Origin of the sequence: Profundibacter amoris, from assembly GCF_003544895.1 — a bacterium.
GTDB lineage: Bacteria > Pseudomonadota > Alphaproteobacteria > Rhodobacterales > Rhodobacteraceae > Profundibacter > Profundibacter amoris.
The window spans coordinates 1,471,113-1,486,648 of sequence record NZ_CP032125.1; the positions used below are offsets into that span (position 1 = coordinate 1,471,113).

The following is a 15,536-nucleotide window of genomic DNA, read 5'->3' on the forward strand; positions in this document are numbered from 1 at the left end:
TCGCTACAGGGATCGCGGCGAATTGCCTCTATTGCTTTTCGATCAGATGGATGAAGGATCCGCTGACATTGTCGTGGATCAGGCCCATGGGTCCCAGATCCTTGCCCTCGGCGTCTTCGGCCATGAACAGGGGCGGGCCGTGGGCGTTGATCGTGCTGGCATAGTGGAATTCATGGGCCGCAAACAGGCCGGTAAACGGCCCTTCGGTGGCGGCAACGTTGCGATAGCCAAGGTGCAGTTTGCGTTTGGCAAAAGATGTTTCCAGCGGCAGCAGACCCAGCATTTCATGGCGGCTGCCATCGGCATCGGTCAGCCCGTTGCCAAGGGCCATATAGCCGCCGCATTCGCCGTAAATCAGCGTGCCGTTCACCTGTGCCAGTTGCATCGAGGTGCGAAACGCGGTGGCCGCGGCCAGTTGGCCCGCGTGCAATTCGGGATATCCACCGGGCAGAAAGATCATATCGGCCTGTGGTGCGGGTTCATCGGCCAGCGGCGAGAAGAATTGCAGCTGCGCCCCGTTTTCCCGCCAGTCCTGCAGGATATGCGGATAGGCAAAAGCAAAGGCGCGGTCCTGTGCGATAGCAATGTTTTGGGCCGGTGGTTTCAGGCGCTTTGGCGGCGTGGCCTTGGGCAGCGGGGTGGCCAGTTTCACCAGTGCGTCCAGATCAAGCGCCTTTTCCACCGCTTGGGCGGCGCGGTCCAGATAGGCCGCAAGGTCAGGGTGTTCGCCGGCCTGCACCAGCCCCAGATGGCGCGAGGGATGCTCCAGCCCGCTTTGGCGGTAGACCTCGCCCAGAACGGGGATGCCCAGCGGGGCAAGGGCGCGGGCCAGCATGGATTCATGGCGTGGCGAGCCGACATTGTTCAGGATGATGCCCGCAATCCGCACGTCTTTGTCATGGGCCGCAAATCCGGCCACCAGCGGGGCGACCGATTGCGCGGTTTTGGCCGCATCGACAATCAGCACCACCGGCAGGTCCAGCAGACGCGCCAGATCGGCGGTGGCACCTTTGCCAACAGGGGGCGCGCCGTCAAACAGGCCCATCGCGCCCTCGATCATCAGCAGCCCGTCGCCTGCGGCCAAGGCGCGGATGCGCTCCGGTGTCATCGCCCAGGCGTCCAGATTGGGGCAGGGCGCAGCGCAAGCGGCCTCGTGAAAGCGCGGGTCGATGTAATCGGGGCCTGACTTCGCGCCGCGCACCTTGACCCCGCGTTTGGCCAGGGCCCGCAGGATGCCCAGTGTGATGGTGGTTTTGCCAGCGCCCGAACCCGGGGCCGAGAGGATCAGGCCGTTACCCATTGGAGTTCTCCAGAATATCCACGGTACCGCCAATGCAGATTACCGCAGGGGGCGACACGGGGTGCGCGGCCAGATCATCCGCAATGCGGCCCAGTGTGGTTTGCAATATCTTTTGTGTCGGCAGGCTGGCATCCGTGACAATCGCCACGGGGGTATCGGCCCCGCGCCCCGCTTTGATCAGAATTCGCGCAATATCGCCAATCCGTTTCAGCCCCATATAGATCACGATCACCGGCGCGGCACGGGCAATCGCGGCCCAGTCGGTGGCCGGATCATGGCCGGTGGCAAAGATCGCCGCCTGATTGACATCGCGGTGGGTGACGGGGATGCCTGCCATCGCCAGCCCGCCAATGCCCGCCGTCACACCGGGGATAATGCGCCAGGGGATGTTGGCGGCGGCCAGCACCTGTGCCTCTTCTCCGCCGCGCCCGAACATAAAGGGATCGCCCCCTTTTAGCCGCAACACCCGCTTGCCCGTCTGCGCCAGTTCCACCAGCCTTTGCGAGATTTGCGTCTGCGTGGCCGATTGCCCGCCGCGTTTGCCAACGTAGATCCGTTCAGCCGCCGGAAGGCCCAAAGCCAGAATATCCGCCCCGATCAGCGCATCATGCACGATCACATCGGCCTGTTTCAACGCATTCACCGCATGCAGCGTCAACAGCCCCGCATCACCGGGGCCGGCGCCGCACAGCCAGACATGGCCGGCAGGGAAATCGGGCAAGGGAACAGATTCGCTCATGGGTCTGTTATGGCGAAACAGATGCGGGGCGGGAAGGGTTAACGGTGTAATAGGAAGAAAACGGCATAGGTAATAACGGCAAGAACCAGTAACTGCAAAGGGGGATTTTTGCGGCGGTCCAAGAGGCGTTTACTGGATGGCCCGCCAGTTACCAGCATTGACACCGAGACGATAAAGATTATTCCGGCACCTCCCTTTGATAAGCGCTCGGTCGAAACGAGGTCAGCAGACAGCAATATGTAGGTTAACCCGAGCAAAACAATCGGAATGTAAATTATGGAAACCCAGCCCGTCAGCATCTTGCTTCTGTCATAATCCTGCAAAACATAATCCGGGGGTTGCGGGCTGCGTATTGTGGCCATCACTCCGAAAACGATGGCAACCAGCAGAACTGCCAGCTTGATGTTTACAGATGCCGTTTGAACATAGGGAAACCCCGCAGCAGCCACCAGCAGGACCACCAGAAACCCGTGGTAAACGCCATAGACAAACCTGAACCAGCGATTGTCGGGGTCCAGCGCCAAGGCAACCGAGACCGGCTCGAGCGCAAAAGGTGTCATCGCGACAACCGCGGCGCAGTAAACCATTCGGAACCACAGGGCATTGGTTCCGGTGACGAGTGTGGCAACCGTCCAGACCAAAGCCGCCACCATCAGGGCCAGCGCAAGGGTGACGGGGACGGGTTGGCGATATCGGAGCAGGTCAGTCATGGCGGGCCTTTACTGGAGCAGTAGGATAGAATTAGCAAATAAGATTAGCGCAAAAATAAGCAGGGGAATCTCGTTGTCTCGGATTGTAAATTTGCCCCCGAAATAAGCCTTTTCCCGGGGACCTGTGGTAACCCGAGGGAATAATGCACCGGGAAGTATCAGTAGAAGTAACGACGAAATTGGGAAAACGTTGCCACCTGTTTTCGACACATCATCCAAGATCAATGGGGTCAATGACATAAAAATCAAAACAATTAATAAAAGCGGAAGGATGTAGTAAAGGGAGAACCAAACAAACCCGCTCCAGTCCTTGCTTTTAACAGGTTTATAGATTTCAACGATGTCCGCAGGAATGTCCGGTGTTTTGCGACCCGCGTAAATACCGACACCCAGTGCAACAACGGCCAGCAGAAGCTTGCTGAAAGTCGAGGCATACTGGATATAGCCAAAGAAGGCGATGATCGGGAAAAGGCAAAACAGATTGGCCGTTATGGCCCCGTATAGCAGCCGTAAGTTGCGATCATCGGGGGAATTGATGATGGCTGTGTCAACGGATTCAAGAACAACTGGCGTAAATAAAACCAGTGCAAACACATTGAGTACCCTGACCCACAGAAAATCGGTTCCGGTGATGTAGTTGGCCAGGACCCAGACAACAAAGGCAACAATGCCAGCCGTGAATATAGTGGTCGGCAGGGGTTGGCGATAGCGGAGCAGGTCTGTCATGGGGATGGGCCTATTTATCGGGTAAAGGTATCAAGTGATCATATAGATCGCGAATAGAGCACAAGATGGCAGCAAGAGTTTCTTGTTAATGGAAGCCTTGCTTCCGATCTTGAATATATTTTCTAACCGCGAGTTATCCAACGGGAATTTAGAAACCGGCCCCGCAATGAAAACAAACAATAAAAACAAAACAACATTTATATCGGTGAAGTCAGGCACAGTCAGGAACTCGGCCGATAAAACCTTGCGGATGCTTATGAAGGTAATGAGTGGAATGCCATAGAAAGTCAGGAACCAGAGAGCAATTTCTGTGTCGTTGCCGGTATACTTTTTATAGGCTTTCACTGTTGCCGCAGATACTTTGGGCGGGGTGACGGCGGTATAGATGGCAATCACCAATGCGCAAGCGCCCAATCCCATTTTGGTTATGGGCGATGCATACTGGATATAGCCAAAGAAGATGATAATCGCAAAAAGGCAGAATAAATAGGCATTGAGAGCACCAAACAGCACCCGAAGGTTAAGATCATCGGGGGAATTTGTTATGGCGGCGGCGATTGGCTCCAACAGGGCAGGGGCAAGCAAGGTAAGCGCGACTGCATATGTTACCCTGACCCACAGAAAATCGGTTCCGGTGATGTAGTTGGCCAGGACCCAGACAACAAAGGCGGCAATGCCGGCCGTGAATATGGTGGTCGGCAGGGGTTGGCGATACTGGATAAGTGTTGGCATCTTCTTGTCTCACAAAAATACGTTGAATACAGCCTAGCCGGTAAAAGAGCCTATGGCAACGTTACCACGGCGGGATTACATGCCCGATCCGGTTTTGGCGCGCGCCCCGAAATCTTTCAAAGATTTCGGCTGTTTTCTTTCAAAGAAAACAATTCCTTCGCTCTTGCCGCTCAGGCCTCGGGCTTTATAGTCGCCGGTGATGAAGCAAGACCCCGCCAAAACCCTGCGCCGTGGCTGGACCACCGGCGCCTGTGCCACCGCTGCCACCAAGGCGGCGTTGATGGCACTGTGGGGCGGCGGGTTTCCGGAACATGTGTCGATCACCCTGCCCAAAGGCGAAACGCCGGATTTCGCGGTGGTGAATACGCGCGCCGGTGCGGGCTGGGCCGAAGCAGGGATCATCAAGGACGCGGGCGATGATCCCGATGTCACCCACGGGGCCGAGGTGCGGGTGCGGGTTTCATCCAGCGCGCGGGGGGTCGTGTTTGTTGCCGGTGAAGGTGTGGGAATTGTCACCAAGCCCGGATTGCCGGTGCCGGTGGGCGAACCTGCGATCAACCCCAAACCGCGCGAGATGATCTGCGGAGTGGTTGAAGAAATGGCAGCAACCTACGGAAAAAACACGGATATTACCGTTGAGATTTCCATCGTGAACGGTGCGGAACTGGCCCTGAAAACATGGAACCCGCGTCTTGGCATCAAGGGTGGTCTGTCGGTTTTGGGCACCACCGGCGTGGTGCGGCCGTTCTCCTGTTCGGCGTGGATTGCCTCGATCCATCGGGGGGTCGATGTAGCGCGGTCCAGCGGGCAGACCCATGTGGCGGGCTGCACGGGGGCGACCAGCGAGGCCACAGTGCAGGCGCTTTACGGTCTGCCGGATCACGCGATGCTGGATATGGGCGATTTCGCCGGTGGCTTGCTGAAATATATCAGGCGGCATCCGGTGGCGCGGCTGACCATTGGCGGGGGCATTGGCAAAATCACCAAACTGGCGCAAGGGGCGGTTGATCTGCACTCGGGCCGCTCGCAGGTGGATTTCGCGGCGCTGGCGGGGATGGTGGGGGATGATCGTTTGGTTAACATGAATACTGCGCTGGAAGCCTATGAAATTGCCGGGGAAAAGATGGCTTATATCATTGCCGGGCAGGCGCTTGTAACTGTTCGGGAGATATTGCGGGATGCGGATGCTTTGGTGGATATTGTGATCATCGACCGCGCCGGGAACATAATTGCAAGGGCGGGTGAATGAAGCTGTTATTATTGGCCGGCACAAGCGAGGCGCGCCGTTTGGCGGGGGCCTTGGCCAAAGAACCGGATATAGAAGTCATCGCCTCGCTTGCCGGTGTCACCCGCGAGCCGCTGGACTTGCCGGTGCCGATGCGCACGGGCGGGTTCGGCGGGCGCGAGGCGTTCCGGAAATATCTGCAAGATCAGGGGTTTGACGCGATTGTTGACGGCACGCACCCTTTTGCGCAGATCATCAGCAAACGCAGTTTCGAGGTCGCGCAGGAGCTGGACATCCCGCATCTGCAAATCCTGCGCCCCGCGTGGGTGCCGGAAGCGGGCGATCTCTGGACCTTCATTGACGACGAAAGCGAGGCGGCGCGACATATCCCGCAAGGGGCCACGGTGTTTCTGGCCACGGGCCGCCAGACCCTGCACCGGTTTGAAAACCTGACAGGACGGCGGATCATTTGCCGGCAGATTGAAACCTCGGAAGGGGAATTTCCGTTCGAGGGCGGGGAATATCTGATCGGGCGACCACCATTTTCGGTAGATGAGGAGGTCGAGCTGTTCACACGGCGCAAGGTCGATTGGCTGGTGGTGAAAAACGCGGGCGGGATGTTAAGCCGCTCTAAACTGGTGGCGGCGCGAAAGTTGAGAATCCCCGTGCTGCTGATCAATCGCCCGCCGTTGTTGCCTTGTAATCGGGTCGAAACCGAGGATGCGGCGCTGGCGTGGGTAAGGGGGCTGTTGTGAGGATTATTACATCCGATGCCTGCGTTGCCGAAGGGGCGGCGGAACTGGCGAAAATCGAGCCACGCTTTGCCGCCGCAATGCAGGAAACCGGCCCGCTGCCCCTGCGCAAGGACGGGTTCACGGCGCTGCTGGATGCGATTGTCAGCCAGCAGATTTCAGTGGCCGCCGCCAGCGCGATCTGGGGCCGGATGAAAGCCGCTAAACTGACCGGCCCGCGCAAGATCATGTGGGCCAGTGATGAGGATTTGCGCGCCTGTGGGCTAAGCAGCCAGAAAATCCGCTATGCCCGTGCGCTAGCCGAGGCGCGGATAGATTACAACGCCTTGCGCGACACCCCCAGCGACGAGGTGATCGCGACATTGGTCAAAGTGCCCGGCATCGGCCCGTGGACGGCGGAAATCTATGCGATGTTCTCGCTGGGTCATGCGGATGTGTTCCCGCCCGGCGATCTGGCGCTGCAAGAAGCGGCGCGTGTGCTGTTCGATCTGGACAAACGCCCGGGCGAGCGCGAATTCCGACAAATGGCCGCAGCCTGGGCGCCGTGGCGGGCGGTTGCGGCGCGCTGCCTATGGTCCTATTACCGCGTGGTGAAACAACGCGAAGGCATCCGGTAAATGACACGAGAACTGAAAACCCTGCGGCGCGCCGCCAAATCGGGCCAAACGAAATCCGTTCTGGTGTTCCTGCACGGCTATGGTGCCAATGGCGATGATTTGATGGGGCTGGCCAACACTTTGGCCCCCTATCTGCCCGACACGGTTTTTCTTGCCCCCGATGCGCCCGAGCAATGCGTGGGTAATCCGCAGGGGCTGCAATGGTTTCCGGTGCCCTGGATCGACAATTCCAGCGAAGAAGACGCTGTCGCGGGCATGAAACGGGCCGCCGGTGATCTGGATGCTTTTCTGGACAAGGTAATGGTGGACGAGGGCGTAAGCGAAGACCGGATCGTGCTGTTCGGATTTTCGCAAGGCACAATGATGGCGCTACAGGTTGCACCGCGGCGCAAAGCCCCCGTGGCGGCGGTTGTCGGCTTTTCCGGCAGTCTGATGTTGCCGGACGAATTGCGTGATCAGGTGGTCTCGAAACCGCCAGTGATGTTGCTGCATGGCGATCAGGACGAGGTGGTGCCGCCCGAGGCGCTGAACAAGGCGGAATTCGCGCTCAATACGCTGGGGTTCGAGGTGTACGCCTTTGTGATGGAAAACGCTGCACACGGGATCGCCAGCGAGGGATTAAGCGTGGCAACAGGGTTTATACGGGAAAAACTGGGGATGGACGAATGACACGGGTTTTAAACAGCGAGCGGCGCGAAGCGGCCTCGGGCAAGGGGACGTCGCTGGTGGTGTTCCTGCATGGGTACGGCGCTAATGCGCAGGATTTGCTGGGGCTGGCCGATCCGCTGGCCCCGCACATGCCGGATACGGTTTTCGTAGCGCCCGATGCGCCCGAGCAATGCGCCGGAAGCCCGATGGGCTATCAGTGGTTTCCGATCCCGTGGATTGACGGCTCCAGCGAAGAAGACTCGGCCGCAGGCATGGAGCGCGCGGTGGGGGATCTGAACGCCTATCTGGATACGGTGATGCAGCAAGAGGGTATAAGTGCCGATAAAACCGTGCTTTTCGGCTTTTCCCAAGGCACGATGATGGCGCTATATGTCGCCCCGCGACGAAGCGAGGCGGTGGCGGGTGTGGTCGGCTTTTCCGGCCGCCTGATGTCGCCCGAGTTGTTAGAGGACGAAGCGGTGGTGAAGCCGCCGGTGTTGCTGGTGCATGGCGATCAGGACGACGTTGTGCCACCGGCCAGCCTGCCCGAAGCGGCAGACGCGCTGACGGCCGCCGGGTTCGAGGTTTACGCCCATGTGATGAAGGGCACGGCCCACGGCATTGCGCCCGACGGATTAAGCGTGGCGGCCGCGTTTATGCGCGAAAAACTGGGCATTGCCTGAGGCTGTTTAGGGCCTGAAATCAGCTACATATTGTGGGGGTTGTCATGCGCCCCACAGGATATATAGTCGCCCATGAGAGCGTGCCGGTATCGGACGTCCGATCCATCTTTGCACGCGCTGCGAGGGTGGAAAGATATGTCAGGCGACTTCAGGACCGAATTTGTCAGGGAACCCAGCGGGTTGCGGCACCATCCGGCACTGGTGCTGAACGCGGATTACCGGCCATTGTCCTATTACCCGCTGTCGCTGTGGCCCTGGCAAGAGGCGATCAAGGCGGCCTATCTGGACCGGGTCGATATTCTGGCGGAATATGATCAGGTGGTGCACAGCCCGACGATGGAAATCCGCATTCCCAGCGTGGTGGTGCTGCGGGACTATGTGCAGCCGCAAAGCAAAGTTGCTTTTACCCGTTTCAACCTGTTCCTGCGCGACGGGTTTCGTTGCCAGTATTGCGGATCAAAGGGGGATCTGACCTTTGACCATGTGGTGCCGCGCGCCGCGGGCGGGATTACCAGCTGGCAGAATGTGGTTGCCGCCTGTAGCCCGTGCAACCTGCGCAAGGGGTCGAAATCCTTGCGGGCGTCGGGCCTGCAATTAACCAAACCGCCGCGTCAGCCACAATCCGAACAATTGCGCAATATGGGCCGCAAATTCCCCCCGAACCTGATGCATGAAAGCTGGATCGACTTTCTGTATTGGGACGCCGAACTGGAAGAATAGAATAATGGCCTGGCCCTCGAATTCGCCCGAAGCCGTTTCCAACGAACAATGGGACGACTGGCAGCGCCGCTTTGCCGACAGTGATGCCGAGGCGGGGTTCGAGGTGACGCGCGACTTTGTGCCGTTCAACCAGATGAACGACATGTTTACACGGGCGTTCTGGGATCCTTTGGTGCGCACGGACGACACGGATGCGTTTTTCGCCAGCTATCGGATGGAGGCAGCCCCGCGCAGGGCGGGCGGGTTCAGCCAGAAGGATTTCGCGCTGCGCAATGCGGCCTGGGCGATCTCGGACATCATTTCCGATCGCTCTACGGCCGCGGGCCTGCGCGAGGGGTTTCAGGGTGCGATTGCCAATGACACGCCGGTGGCACCGATGCGGGCCGATCTGGGCAACCCCGCCGATGAAACCGCTGAAATCAAGGCGCTGGCGCGGATGTTCGGGGCCGATCTGGTGGGGATCACGGAAATAGACGAACGCTGGCATTACACCCACCGCCCGGATGTGCGTGATATGACACCTGTGGCCAATGAACTGCCCGATGGGATTACCCATGTGATCGTTATGGGCCATGCGATGGATTTCGATCTGGTGGAAACCTATCCCAGTGCGCTGGCGGGGGCCTCGACAGGGCTGGAATACAGTCACGAGGCGGCGATTTCGATCCAGCTGGCGGCTTACATTCGTAATCTGGGCAATCAGGCGGTGGCTTCGATGAACGACACCGCGCTGGTGATCCCCTATGCGATCAAGGCGGGGCTGGGGGAATACGGGCGCAACCAGATGGTGCTGACGCCGGAATTCGGACCGCGGGTGCGGTTCTCGAAAATCTTTACCGATCTGCCGCTTCGGGCGGATAGTCCACGTAAGCTTGGCATGGCAACCTATTGTAATGAATGCACAGTATGCGCTGATGCCTGCCCGCCCAAGGCGTTGCCGTTTGATGCGGCCAAGGTGGGCTCGGACAGTGTTTCGACTGTGAAGGGCGTAAAGAAATGGTCAGCGGATTGCGAGAAATGCTTTGGTTATTGGGCCAAGATCAAAACCGATTGCGCCATCTGCATGCGGGTCTGCCCGTTCAATCGGCGTGGCGGCAAGACGGATGAGTTCTGGCGGTGTCTGGCACTGGAGCATGGCGCGCGCGGGCGGGCCATGGCGCGCAAGTGGCATGCGCGTAAGGGGATGCGAGCACGGCTGAAGCCGTCGGAATGGTGGGCGCGGTTGAAGGAGGGACGAAATCTTTAAAAGATTTCGGCTGTTTTCTTTCAAAGAAAACAGAGCGCTAGGCCAAACAGCTCGCCCTACCACGGGGGTAAAATTTGGCGCAGTGGGGGGGGGGGCTGTATTGTGAACCTTGAATTAACCCTCAAAGCGGCTGTCGGTATTGCGGTTACGCTCGTATTGCCTTGCCTGTGGAATCGGTGGCAACCAGGATTCACGACGGATGGTCCAAAGTTCATAAGTTGGTATCAGTTGATCAGGGGCATCCAGCAATCCAAGGTTAACTTCGATTTCGTCATCACTGCGGGAGAATACGGATGAGCCACAGTGGGGGCAGAAAAATCGCCCCTCGAAGCCGTGTGTTTTACCTTTTATCGTCACAGCGTCCTGCGGGAACACTGCGGAAGCGTGGAAAAGAGCGCCATGGAATTTGCGGCAATCTAGGCAGTGACAGATTCCTACCCGGTATGGACGCCCCGATGCAATAACCTGAACTTTGCCACAGAGGCAACTGCCGGTGTAACGCTCCATGCTATATCTCCTGTGAAATCAAGCTGAGGAAATGTTTATTGCAATCGTAAGGCCGTCGCTAGACCGAACAACTGGCCCCGCCAAGCACGCAGAATTTTGCGCAATGGGGGTGGTTCAGTTGCACGTCAGCCTCGGCTTGTGCCAGTGTTTCGCCCATCTCGAACTCCGGCGCATAGGGCAATAGGGTGCAGGCCAGCACCACCGGCCGTTGCGCGCCTTTGCGTTTCACCACCATGCGCGAGGAGGAACACATCACATCATCGGGGGATTTACCAAGGATTCCCCAGCAGGCGGTGGTGATTTCCGGCACTTCAACCCGTTCGTCCATTTCGGGAAACAGTACGCACATGCCCGGATTGGATGCGTCGATGTCATAGCCGCGATTGGCAAAAAGTCTGGAAAATCCGGCGCGGGTGTCGGCGTCGTTATCCTGCCACAGCATCCGTCCGGCAACCGCCATCCGGGCGCCGATCGAGGCCAGCCAGTCCATACCCTCGAGCGTCTTTTCAAACGCTCCGTCGCCGCGCATCTCGTCGTGGTGTGCCCGCGTGTAATGGTCCAGCGACACCCGGAATGTCAGCCGGTCGCCGAATTCCTCCACCAGTTCGGCAATGCCTTGCCTGACCTGCGCGCGCATCATCGGGCGCATGGCATTGGTCAGCACCAGCACCTCGTAACCGGCCTCGAGTGCGGCCCGCGTCATCGCGTTCATCTCGCGATTCATATAGGGTTCGCCACCGGTAAAGCCGATTTCGCGCACCGGCCATTTTCGGGTTTTCAACTGGTCCAGATAGTCGCGCACTTCGTCTGTGGTGATATAGACCAGCCGGTCATTGTCCGGCGAGGATTCGATATAGCAATTCAGGCAGGTGATGTTGCAAAGGGTGCCGGTATTGAACCACAGGGTTTCGGGATGTGTCAGGGCAACCAAGGCCCGCGCCTCGCCTTTGGCGGTGGTCAGCGGGTCAATAAATTTCCCCTGATTGGCCAGTTCAACAGTTTGATCTTTCATCATATACCCGATGGTTGCGCGTTTAGACCTATTGCTACAGGGCATTTTAACAATCGAAAAGCCATCATCGCCTGGCTGACAAAGTTGTGAAGCTAAATTCATGTGTTACAGTCATAGAAAGGGCATGGTAATTGTTTGAAAGACATCATAAGTTAGCGCTAACATGATTTGCGAGGGGTAAAAGATGGCAACGCGTGTGATTCCGGTGGATCCGTTTGATCTGGTTATATTTGGCGGCACCGGTGATTTGGCAAAACGCAAGATCATTCCGGGGTTGTACCGGCGTTTTGTGGCTGGGCAGATGCCTGAAGACGCGCGCATCATCGGGGCGGCACGCAGCGAGCTTGACAATGACGGTTACCGTGATTTTGCCCGCAAAGCGATTGAAAAATATGTCCATGCGAAAAACCACGACAAGGACAAGGTCAGGGATTTCCTGAAATGCCTCAGCTACTTTCGCATTGATGCCCTTGGACAGGACGGCTGGAAGGATCTGGCCAAAATCATACGCAAGGATGTGGTGCAGGCCTTCTATTTCTCGGTCGGGCCGCGTTTGTTTGGTGAATTGGCCAAACGGCTGCATAAATACAAAATCGCCGGACCGGATTCGCGGATCGTGGTGGAGAAACCCTTTGGCCATGATCTGGAATCAGCAAAGGCGCTGAACGCTGAACTGGCGGAATATTTTGACGAGACGCAAATCTACCGGATCGACCATTATCTGGGCAAGGAAACCGTGCAGAACCTGATGGCGGTGCGGTTTGCAAATATCCTGTTCGAGCCTTTGTGGAACTCGCAATATATCGACCATATCCAGATCACGGTTTCCGAAACCGTGGGTGTTAGCGGGCGCGGCGGGTATTACGACAAATCCGGCGCGATGCGCGATATGGTGCAAAACCATCTGATGCAGCTTTTGTGTCTGATCGCGATGGAGCCGCCTGCACATTTCGATCCGGATTCCGTGCGGGATGAAAAACTGAAGGTGATCCGCGCGCTGGATCCTGTGCCGGCCGAGGACATCGTGCGCGGGCAGTATCGGGCCGAGGGGGACCAGCCCTCGTATATCGAGGATGCCGAAAACCCGGACAGCCGCACCGAAAGCTTTCTGGCGATGAAGGTGCATATCGCCAACTGGCGCTGGAACGGCACACCGTTTTACCTGCGCACGGGCAAACGCCTGCGCGCGCGCAAAAGCGAAATTGCGGTGGTGTTCAAGGAACCGCCCCATTCGATATTCGAGCCGCAAGAGGGGCGGCGCTGCAACGAGCTGATCATCCATTTGCAACCCAACGAGGGCATGGATTTACGCGTCACCATCAAGGAACCCGGCCCCGGCGGGATGCGCCTGATGGACGTGGCGCTGGACATGAGCTTTGCCGAGGCCCTGGGCGAGGATGCCGAGGATATTACAGATGCCTACGAGCGGCTGATCATGGATGTGATCCGCGGCAACCAGACCCTGTTCATGCGCGGGGATGAAGTCGAGGCGGCCTGGGCCTGGGTTGACCCGATCATTCAGGGCTGGATTGATCGCGGGGATCGGCCTAAACCTTATGATGCAGGAAGTTCGGGACCGGAAGACGCATTAATGCTGATGCACCGCGAGGGGCGTCGTTGGCGGGAGATTACAGAATGAAAAAGATCAAATACCCAGACAGTGAAATGATGGCGATGGATCTGGCCGATATACTGGCCGCCGAATTGAACGGCATCCTGAACACCAAAGAGCGTGTGACGCTGGTGGTTCCGGGCGGCACCACACCGGGGCCGGTTTTCGACATCCTTAGCGGCGTGCGGCTGGACTGGTCGCGGGTCAACATCCTGCTGACAGACGAGCGCTGGGTGCCCGAAGACGACCCGCGTTCCAACACCCGTCTGGTCAGGGAACACCTGCTGGTGGACCGCGCCGCCGAGGCCACCTTCATCCCGCTTTACGCCCCGATCAAGACACCGGAAGAGGCCCTGGCGGACCTGTCCAAACCCATCGGGCCGCTGTTGCCGATCGATGTGCTGGTTCTGGGGATGGGGCTGGACATGCACACGGCATCCCTGTTCCCCGGGGCTGACAATCTGGAAGCGGCGATGGCCGATGACGCCCCCATCCTGATGCCGATGCGCGCCAAAGGCGCAGGCGGGCCGCGGGTGACATTGACCGCACCGGTATTGAAGGGCGCGATGTCGACCCATGTGGTTTACATCGGCAAGGCCAAGAACAAGGCACTGAAAAAGGCGCTGAAAATCAATGATCCGTTGCGGGCACCAATTTCGGCCTTCCTGAAAGGGGCAACGGCGCACTGGACACCGCATAAATGACGCTTTGGGACCGGCTGGAAGAAAGGCAGGCGCAGGTTTCTGACCGCTCAATTCTGTCATTGTTCAATGGCGGGCGGGCAGGGGTGTTTTCGGCCCGAATGGGCGATCTGCTGTTTGATTATTCCAAGACGTATATCGATGTCGAAACGCTGGACCTGCTGCTGGAACTGGCGGCGGATGCGGATGTGTTCGGGCGCCGTGACGCCATGTTTGCCGGTGAAAAGATCAATGAAACCGAGGGCCGCGCGGTGCTGCACACGGCCTTGCGCAATCTGAAGGGCGCGCCGGTGCTGGTGGATGGTATCGATGTAATGCCCGATATTCTGGCCACGCTCGAGAGGATGCAGGAATTTTGCACGCAGGTGCGCAGCGGTGTGTTTCAGGGGCAGGGCGGGGCGATCACCGATGTGGTGAATATCGGCATAGGCGGCTCGGACCTTGGCCCGCAAATGACCACGCTGGCGCTGGCCCCGTACCATGATGGGCCGCGCGCGCATTTCGTTTCGAACATCGACGGGGCGCATATTGCCGATACGCTAAAGGGGCTGAACCCCGAAACCACGCTGGTGATTGTGGCCTCTAAAACTTTCACCACGATCGAGACCATGACAAACGCCAAAACCGCGCGGGACTGGATGGCGCAAACGGTGGCGGACCCTGCGGCGCAATTCGTGGCGGTGTCCTCGGCCATCGGCAAAGCCGCCGAATTTGGCATCCCCGCCGATCGGGTGTTCGGCTTTGGCGATTATGTCGGCGGGCGTTATTCCGTCTGGGGGCCGATTGGCCTGTCGTTGATGCTGGCCATTGGCCCCGGGAATTTCCGCGAATTCCTGCATGGCGGGGCCGAGATGGACGCGCATTTTTGCAAGAGCGATGCGGCGCAGAACATGCCGCTGTTGCTGGCGCTTGTCGGTATCTGGCACCACCAGATATGCGGCTATAAAACCCGCGCCGTGCTGCCCTATGATCAGCGTCTTATGCATCTGCCGGCCTATTTCCAGCAGTTGGAAATGGAGAGCAACGGCAAAAGCGTGACAATGGACGGTCAGCCCTTAACGCACCCCAGCGGGCCGGTGGTCTGGGGCAAGCCGGGCACCAACGGGCAACATGCGTTTTACCAGTTGATCCATCAGGGCACCGATGTGGTGCCGTGCGAATTCCTGATCGCGGCGAAAGGGCATGAACCCGATCTGACGCATCAGCATGACTTGTTGCTGGCCAATTGTCTGGCCCAGTCCGAAGCCCTGATGAAGGGCCGTTCGCTGGAGGAGGCACGCGATCTGATGGCCGCAAAGGGGTTCACAGGGGCCGAACTGGAACGCCAGGCCCGCCACCATGTTTTCCCCGGCAACCGTCCGACCACCACGCTGATCTACCCGAAACTGACCCCGAACACGCTGGGCCGGATCATCGCCCTTTATGAACACCGTGTGTTTGTCGAAGGGGTTGTTCTGGGGATCAATTCCTTTGATCAATGGGGGGTCGAACTGGGCAAGGAACTGGCCGTGGCGCTGACACCTTTGGTAAAAGGCGAGGAAAGCGTTGAGGGCAAGGATGGATCAACCCGTATGCTGGTGGATTATATCCTGAAATCCAAATGAGG

17 protein-coding genes are annotated in these 15,536 nt (G+C 58.4%); 10 read left to right on the forward strand and 7 right to left on the reverse strand.

Features of this window, described 5'->3' with window-relative positions; all coding sequences use genetic code 11:
- Positions 1 to 28: 28 nt before the first annotated feature.
- From BAR1_RS07330 to BAR1_RS07350, 5 genes are read right to left on the reverse strand one after another with little or no spacing between them, the layout of a single operon-like run.
- Positions 29 to 1,300: a cobyrinate a,c-diamide synthase gene (locus tag BAR1_RS07330; protein ID WP_118942414.1), complete on the reverse strand. Its 1,272-nt coding sequence runs from the start codon at positions 1,298 to 1,300 to the stop codon at positions 29 to 31.
- Positions 1,293 to 2,039 carry a uroporphyrinogen-III C-methyltransferase gene (cobA, locus tag BAR1_RS07335; protein WP_118942415.1) on the reverse strand — a complete coding sequence of 249 codons (747 nt, stop codon included), beginning with the start codon at positions 2,037 to 2,039 and terminating at the stop codon, positions 1,293 to 1,295. The genes BAR1_RS07330 and cobA overlap by 8 nt, the downstream gene beginning before the upstream one ends.
- A gap of 38 nt (positions 2,040 to 2,077) precedes the next feature.
- On the reverse strand, positions 2,078 to 2,749 hold the full coding sequence (locus BAR1_RS07340; protein WP_118942416.1) for a hypothetical protein: 672 nt from the start codon (positions 2,747 to 2,749) through the stop codon (positions 2,078 to 2,080).
- 9 nt (positions 2,750 to 2,758) lie between these two features.
- A complete protein-coding gene (locus tag BAR1_RS07345) occupies positions 2,759 to 3,475 on the reverse strand; it encodes a hypothetical protein (protein ID WP_118942417.1) in 717 nt (238 codons plus the stop codon).
- Between the two features lie 30 nt (positions 3,476 to 3,505).
- On the reverse strand, positions 3,506 to 4,207 hold the full coding sequence (locus tag BAR1_RS07350) for a hypothetical protein (protein WP_118942418.1): 702 nt from the start codon (positions 4,205 to 4,207) through the stop codon (positions 3,506 to 3,508).
- 199 nt (positions 4,208 to 4,406) lie between these two features.
- Here BAR1_RS07350 and BAR1_RS07355 point away from each other — a divergent pair, with 199 nt between their 5' ends.
- The 7 genes from BAR1_RS07355 to BAR1_RS07385 all read left to right on the forward strand — a co-directional run bounded on the left by BAR1_RS07355 (position 4,407) and on the right by BAR1_RS07385 (position 10,098).
- On the forward strand, positions 4,407 to 5,456 hold the full coding sequence (locus BAR1_RS07355) for a cobalt-precorrin-5B (C(1))-methyltransferase (protein WP_118942419.1): 1,050 nt from the start codon (positions 4,407 to 4,409) through the stop codon (positions 5,454 to 5,456).
- A complete protein-coding gene (locus tag BAR1_RS07360) occupies positions 5,453 to 6,187 on the forward strand; it encodes a cobalt-precorrin-6A reductase (RefSeq protein WP_118942420.1) in 735 nt (244 codons plus the stop codon). The genes BAR1_RS07355 and BAR1_RS07360 overlap by 4 nt, the downstream gene beginning before the upstream one ends.
- On the forward strand, positions 6,184 to 6,801 hold the full coding sequence (locus BAR1_RS07365; RefSeq protein ID WP_228408789.1) for a DNA-3-methyladenine glycosylase family protein: 618 nt from the start codon (positions 6,184 to 6,186) through the stop codon (positions 6,799 to 6,801). Before BAR1_RS07360 ends, BAR1_RS07365 begins: the two co-directional genes overlap by 4 nt.
- The gene (locus BAR1_RS07370; protein ID WP_118942421.1) at positions 6,802 to 7,470 is read left to right on the forward strand and encodes an alpha/beta hydrolase; all 669 of its coding nucleotides are present in this window, start codon (positions 6,802 to 6,804) and stop codon (positions 7,468 to 7,470) included.
- On the forward strand, positions 7,467 to 8,132 hold the full coding sequence (locus tag BAR1_RS07375; protein ID WP_118942422.1) for an alpha/beta hydrolase: 666 nt from the start codon (positions 7,467 to 7,469) through the stop codon (positions 8,130 to 8,132). The genes BAR1_RS07370 and BAR1_RS07375 overlap by 4 nt, the downstream gene beginning before the upstream one ends.
- Positions 8,133 to 8,267: 135 nt before the next feature.
- A complete protein-coding gene (locus tag BAR1_RS07380; protein WP_118942423.1) occupies positions 8,268 to 8,852 on the forward strand; it encodes an HNH endonuclease in 585 nt (194 codons plus the stop codon).
- A 4-nt stretch (positions 8,853 to 8,856) separates the two neighbouring features.
- A complete protein-coding gene (locus BAR1_RS07385) occupies positions 8,857 to 10,098 on the forward strand; it encodes a 4Fe-4S double cluster binding domain-containing protein (protein WP_118942424.1) in 1,242 nt (413 codons plus the stop codon).
- Positions 10,099 to 10,212: 114 nt separating this feature from the next.
- Here the strand turns inward: BAR1_RS07385 and BAR1_RS07390 are convergent, their stop codons facing one another.
- Together BAR1_RS07390 and BAR1_RS07395 are read right to left on the reverse strand one after the other, a co-directional pair.
- Positions 10,213 to 10,605 carry a GFA family protein gene (locus tag BAR1_RS07390; RefSeq protein WP_118942425.1) on the reverse strand — a complete coding sequence of 131 codons (393 nt, stop codon included), beginning with the start codon at positions 10,603 to 10,605 and terminating at the stop codon, positions 10,213 to 10,215.
- Positions 10,606 to 10,663: 58 nt separating this feature from the next.
- Positions 10,664 to 11,617 carry a radical SAM protein gene (locus BAR1_RS07395; RefSeq protein ID WP_118942426.1) on the reverse strand — a complete coding sequence of 318 codons (954 nt, stop codon included), beginning with the start codon at positions 11,615 to 11,617 and terminating at the stop codon, positions 10,664 to 10,666.
- Between the two features lie 184 nt (positions 11,618 to 11,801).
- On the opposite strand from BAR1_RS07395, the gene zwf reads away from it, so the two are divergent.
- The 3 genes from zwf to pgi are packed head-to-tail and all read left to right on the forward strand — an operon-like array spanning position 11,802 to position 15,534.
- Positions 11,802 to 13,256 carry a glucose-6-phosphate dehydrogenase gene (gene zwf / locus BAR1_RS07400; RefSeq protein ID WP_118942427.1) on the forward strand — a complete coding sequence of 485 codons (1,455 nt, stop codon included), beginning with the start codon at positions 11,802 to 11,804 and terminating at the stop codon, positions 13,254 to 13,256.
- The gene (pgl, locus tag BAR1_RS07405; protein ID WP_118942428.1) at positions 13,253 to 13,933 is read left to right on the forward strand and encodes a 6-phosphogluconolactonase; all 681 of its coding nucleotides are present in this window, start codon (positions 13,253 to 13,255) and stop codon (positions 13,931 to 13,933) included. The genes zwf and pgl overlap by 4 nt, the downstream gene beginning before the upstream one ends.
- The gene (pgi, locus tag BAR1_RS07410) at positions 13,930 to 15,534 is read left to right on the forward strand and encodes a glucose-6-phosphate isomerase (protein ID WP_118942429.1); all 1,605 of its coding nucleotides are present in this window, start codon (positions 13,930 to 13,932) and stop codon (positions 15,532 to 15,534) included. The genes pgl and pgi overlap by 4 nt, the downstream gene beginning before the upstream one ends.
- Positions 15,535 to 15,536: the final 2 nt, after the last annotated feature.

Coding starts and splice junctions, on each gene's coding strand:
- BAR1_RS07330 (WP_118942414.1), bottom strand. CDS start 1,300: ATGGGTAACGGCCTGATCCTCTCGGCCCCGGGTTCGGGCGCTGGCAAA.
- cobA (WP_118942415.1), bottom strand. CDS start 2,039: ATGAGCGAATCTGTTCCCTTGCCCGATTTCCCTGCCGGCCATGTCTGG.
- BAR1_RS07340 (WP_118942416.1), bottom strand. CDS start 2,749: ATGACTGACCTGCTCCGATATCGCCAACCCGTCCCCGTCACCCTTGCG.
- BAR1_RS07345 (WP_118942417.1), bottom strand. CDS start 3,475: ATGACAGACCTGCTCCGCTATCGCCAACCCCTGCCGACCACTATATTC.
- BAR1_RS07350 (WP_118942418.1), bottom strand. CDS start 4,207: ATGCCAACACTTATCCAGTATCGCCAACCCCTGCCGACCACCATATTC.
- BAR1_RS07355 (WP_118942419.1), top strand. CDS start 4,407: ATGAAGCAAGACCCCGCCAAAACCCTGCGCCGTGGCTGGACCACCGGC.
- BAR1_RS07360 (WP_118942420.1), top strand. CDS start 5,453: ATGAAGCTGTTATTATTGGCCGGCACAAGCGAGGCGCGCCGTTTGGCG.
- BAR1_RS07370 (WP_118942421.1), top strand. CDS start 6,802: ATGACACGAGAACTGAAAACCCTGCGGCGCGCCGCCAAATCGGGCCAA.
- BAR1_RS07375 (WP_118942422.1), top strand. CDS start 7,467: ATGACACGGGTTTTAAACAGCGAGCGGCGCGAAGCGGCCTCGGGCAAG.
- BAR1_RS07380 (WP_118942423.1), top strand. CDS start 8,268: ATGTCAGGCGACTTCAGGACCGAATTTGTCAGGGAACCCAGCGGGTTG.
- BAR1_RS07385 (WP_118942424.1), top strand. CDS start 8,857: ATGGCCTGGCCCTCGAATTCGCCCGAAGCCGTTTCCAACGAACAATGG.
- BAR1_RS07390 (WP_118942425.1), bottom strand. CDS start 10,605: ATGGAGCGTTACACCGGCAGTTGCCTCTGTGGCAAAGTTCAGGTTATT.
- BAR1_RS07395 (WP_118942426.1), bottom strand. CDS start 11,617: ATGAAAGATCAAACTGTTGAACTGGCCAATCAGGGGAAATTTATTGAC.
- zwf (WP_118942427.1), top strand. CDS start 11,802: ATGGCAACGCGTGTGATTCCGGTGGATCCGTTTGATCTGGTTATATTT.
- pgl (WP_118942428.1), top strand. CDS start 13,253: ATGAAAAAGATCAAATACCCAGACAGTGAAATGATGGCGATGGATCTG.
- pgi (WP_118942429.1), top strand. CDS start 13,930: ATGACGCTTTGGGACCGGCTGGAAGAAAGGCAGGCGCAGGTTTCTGAC.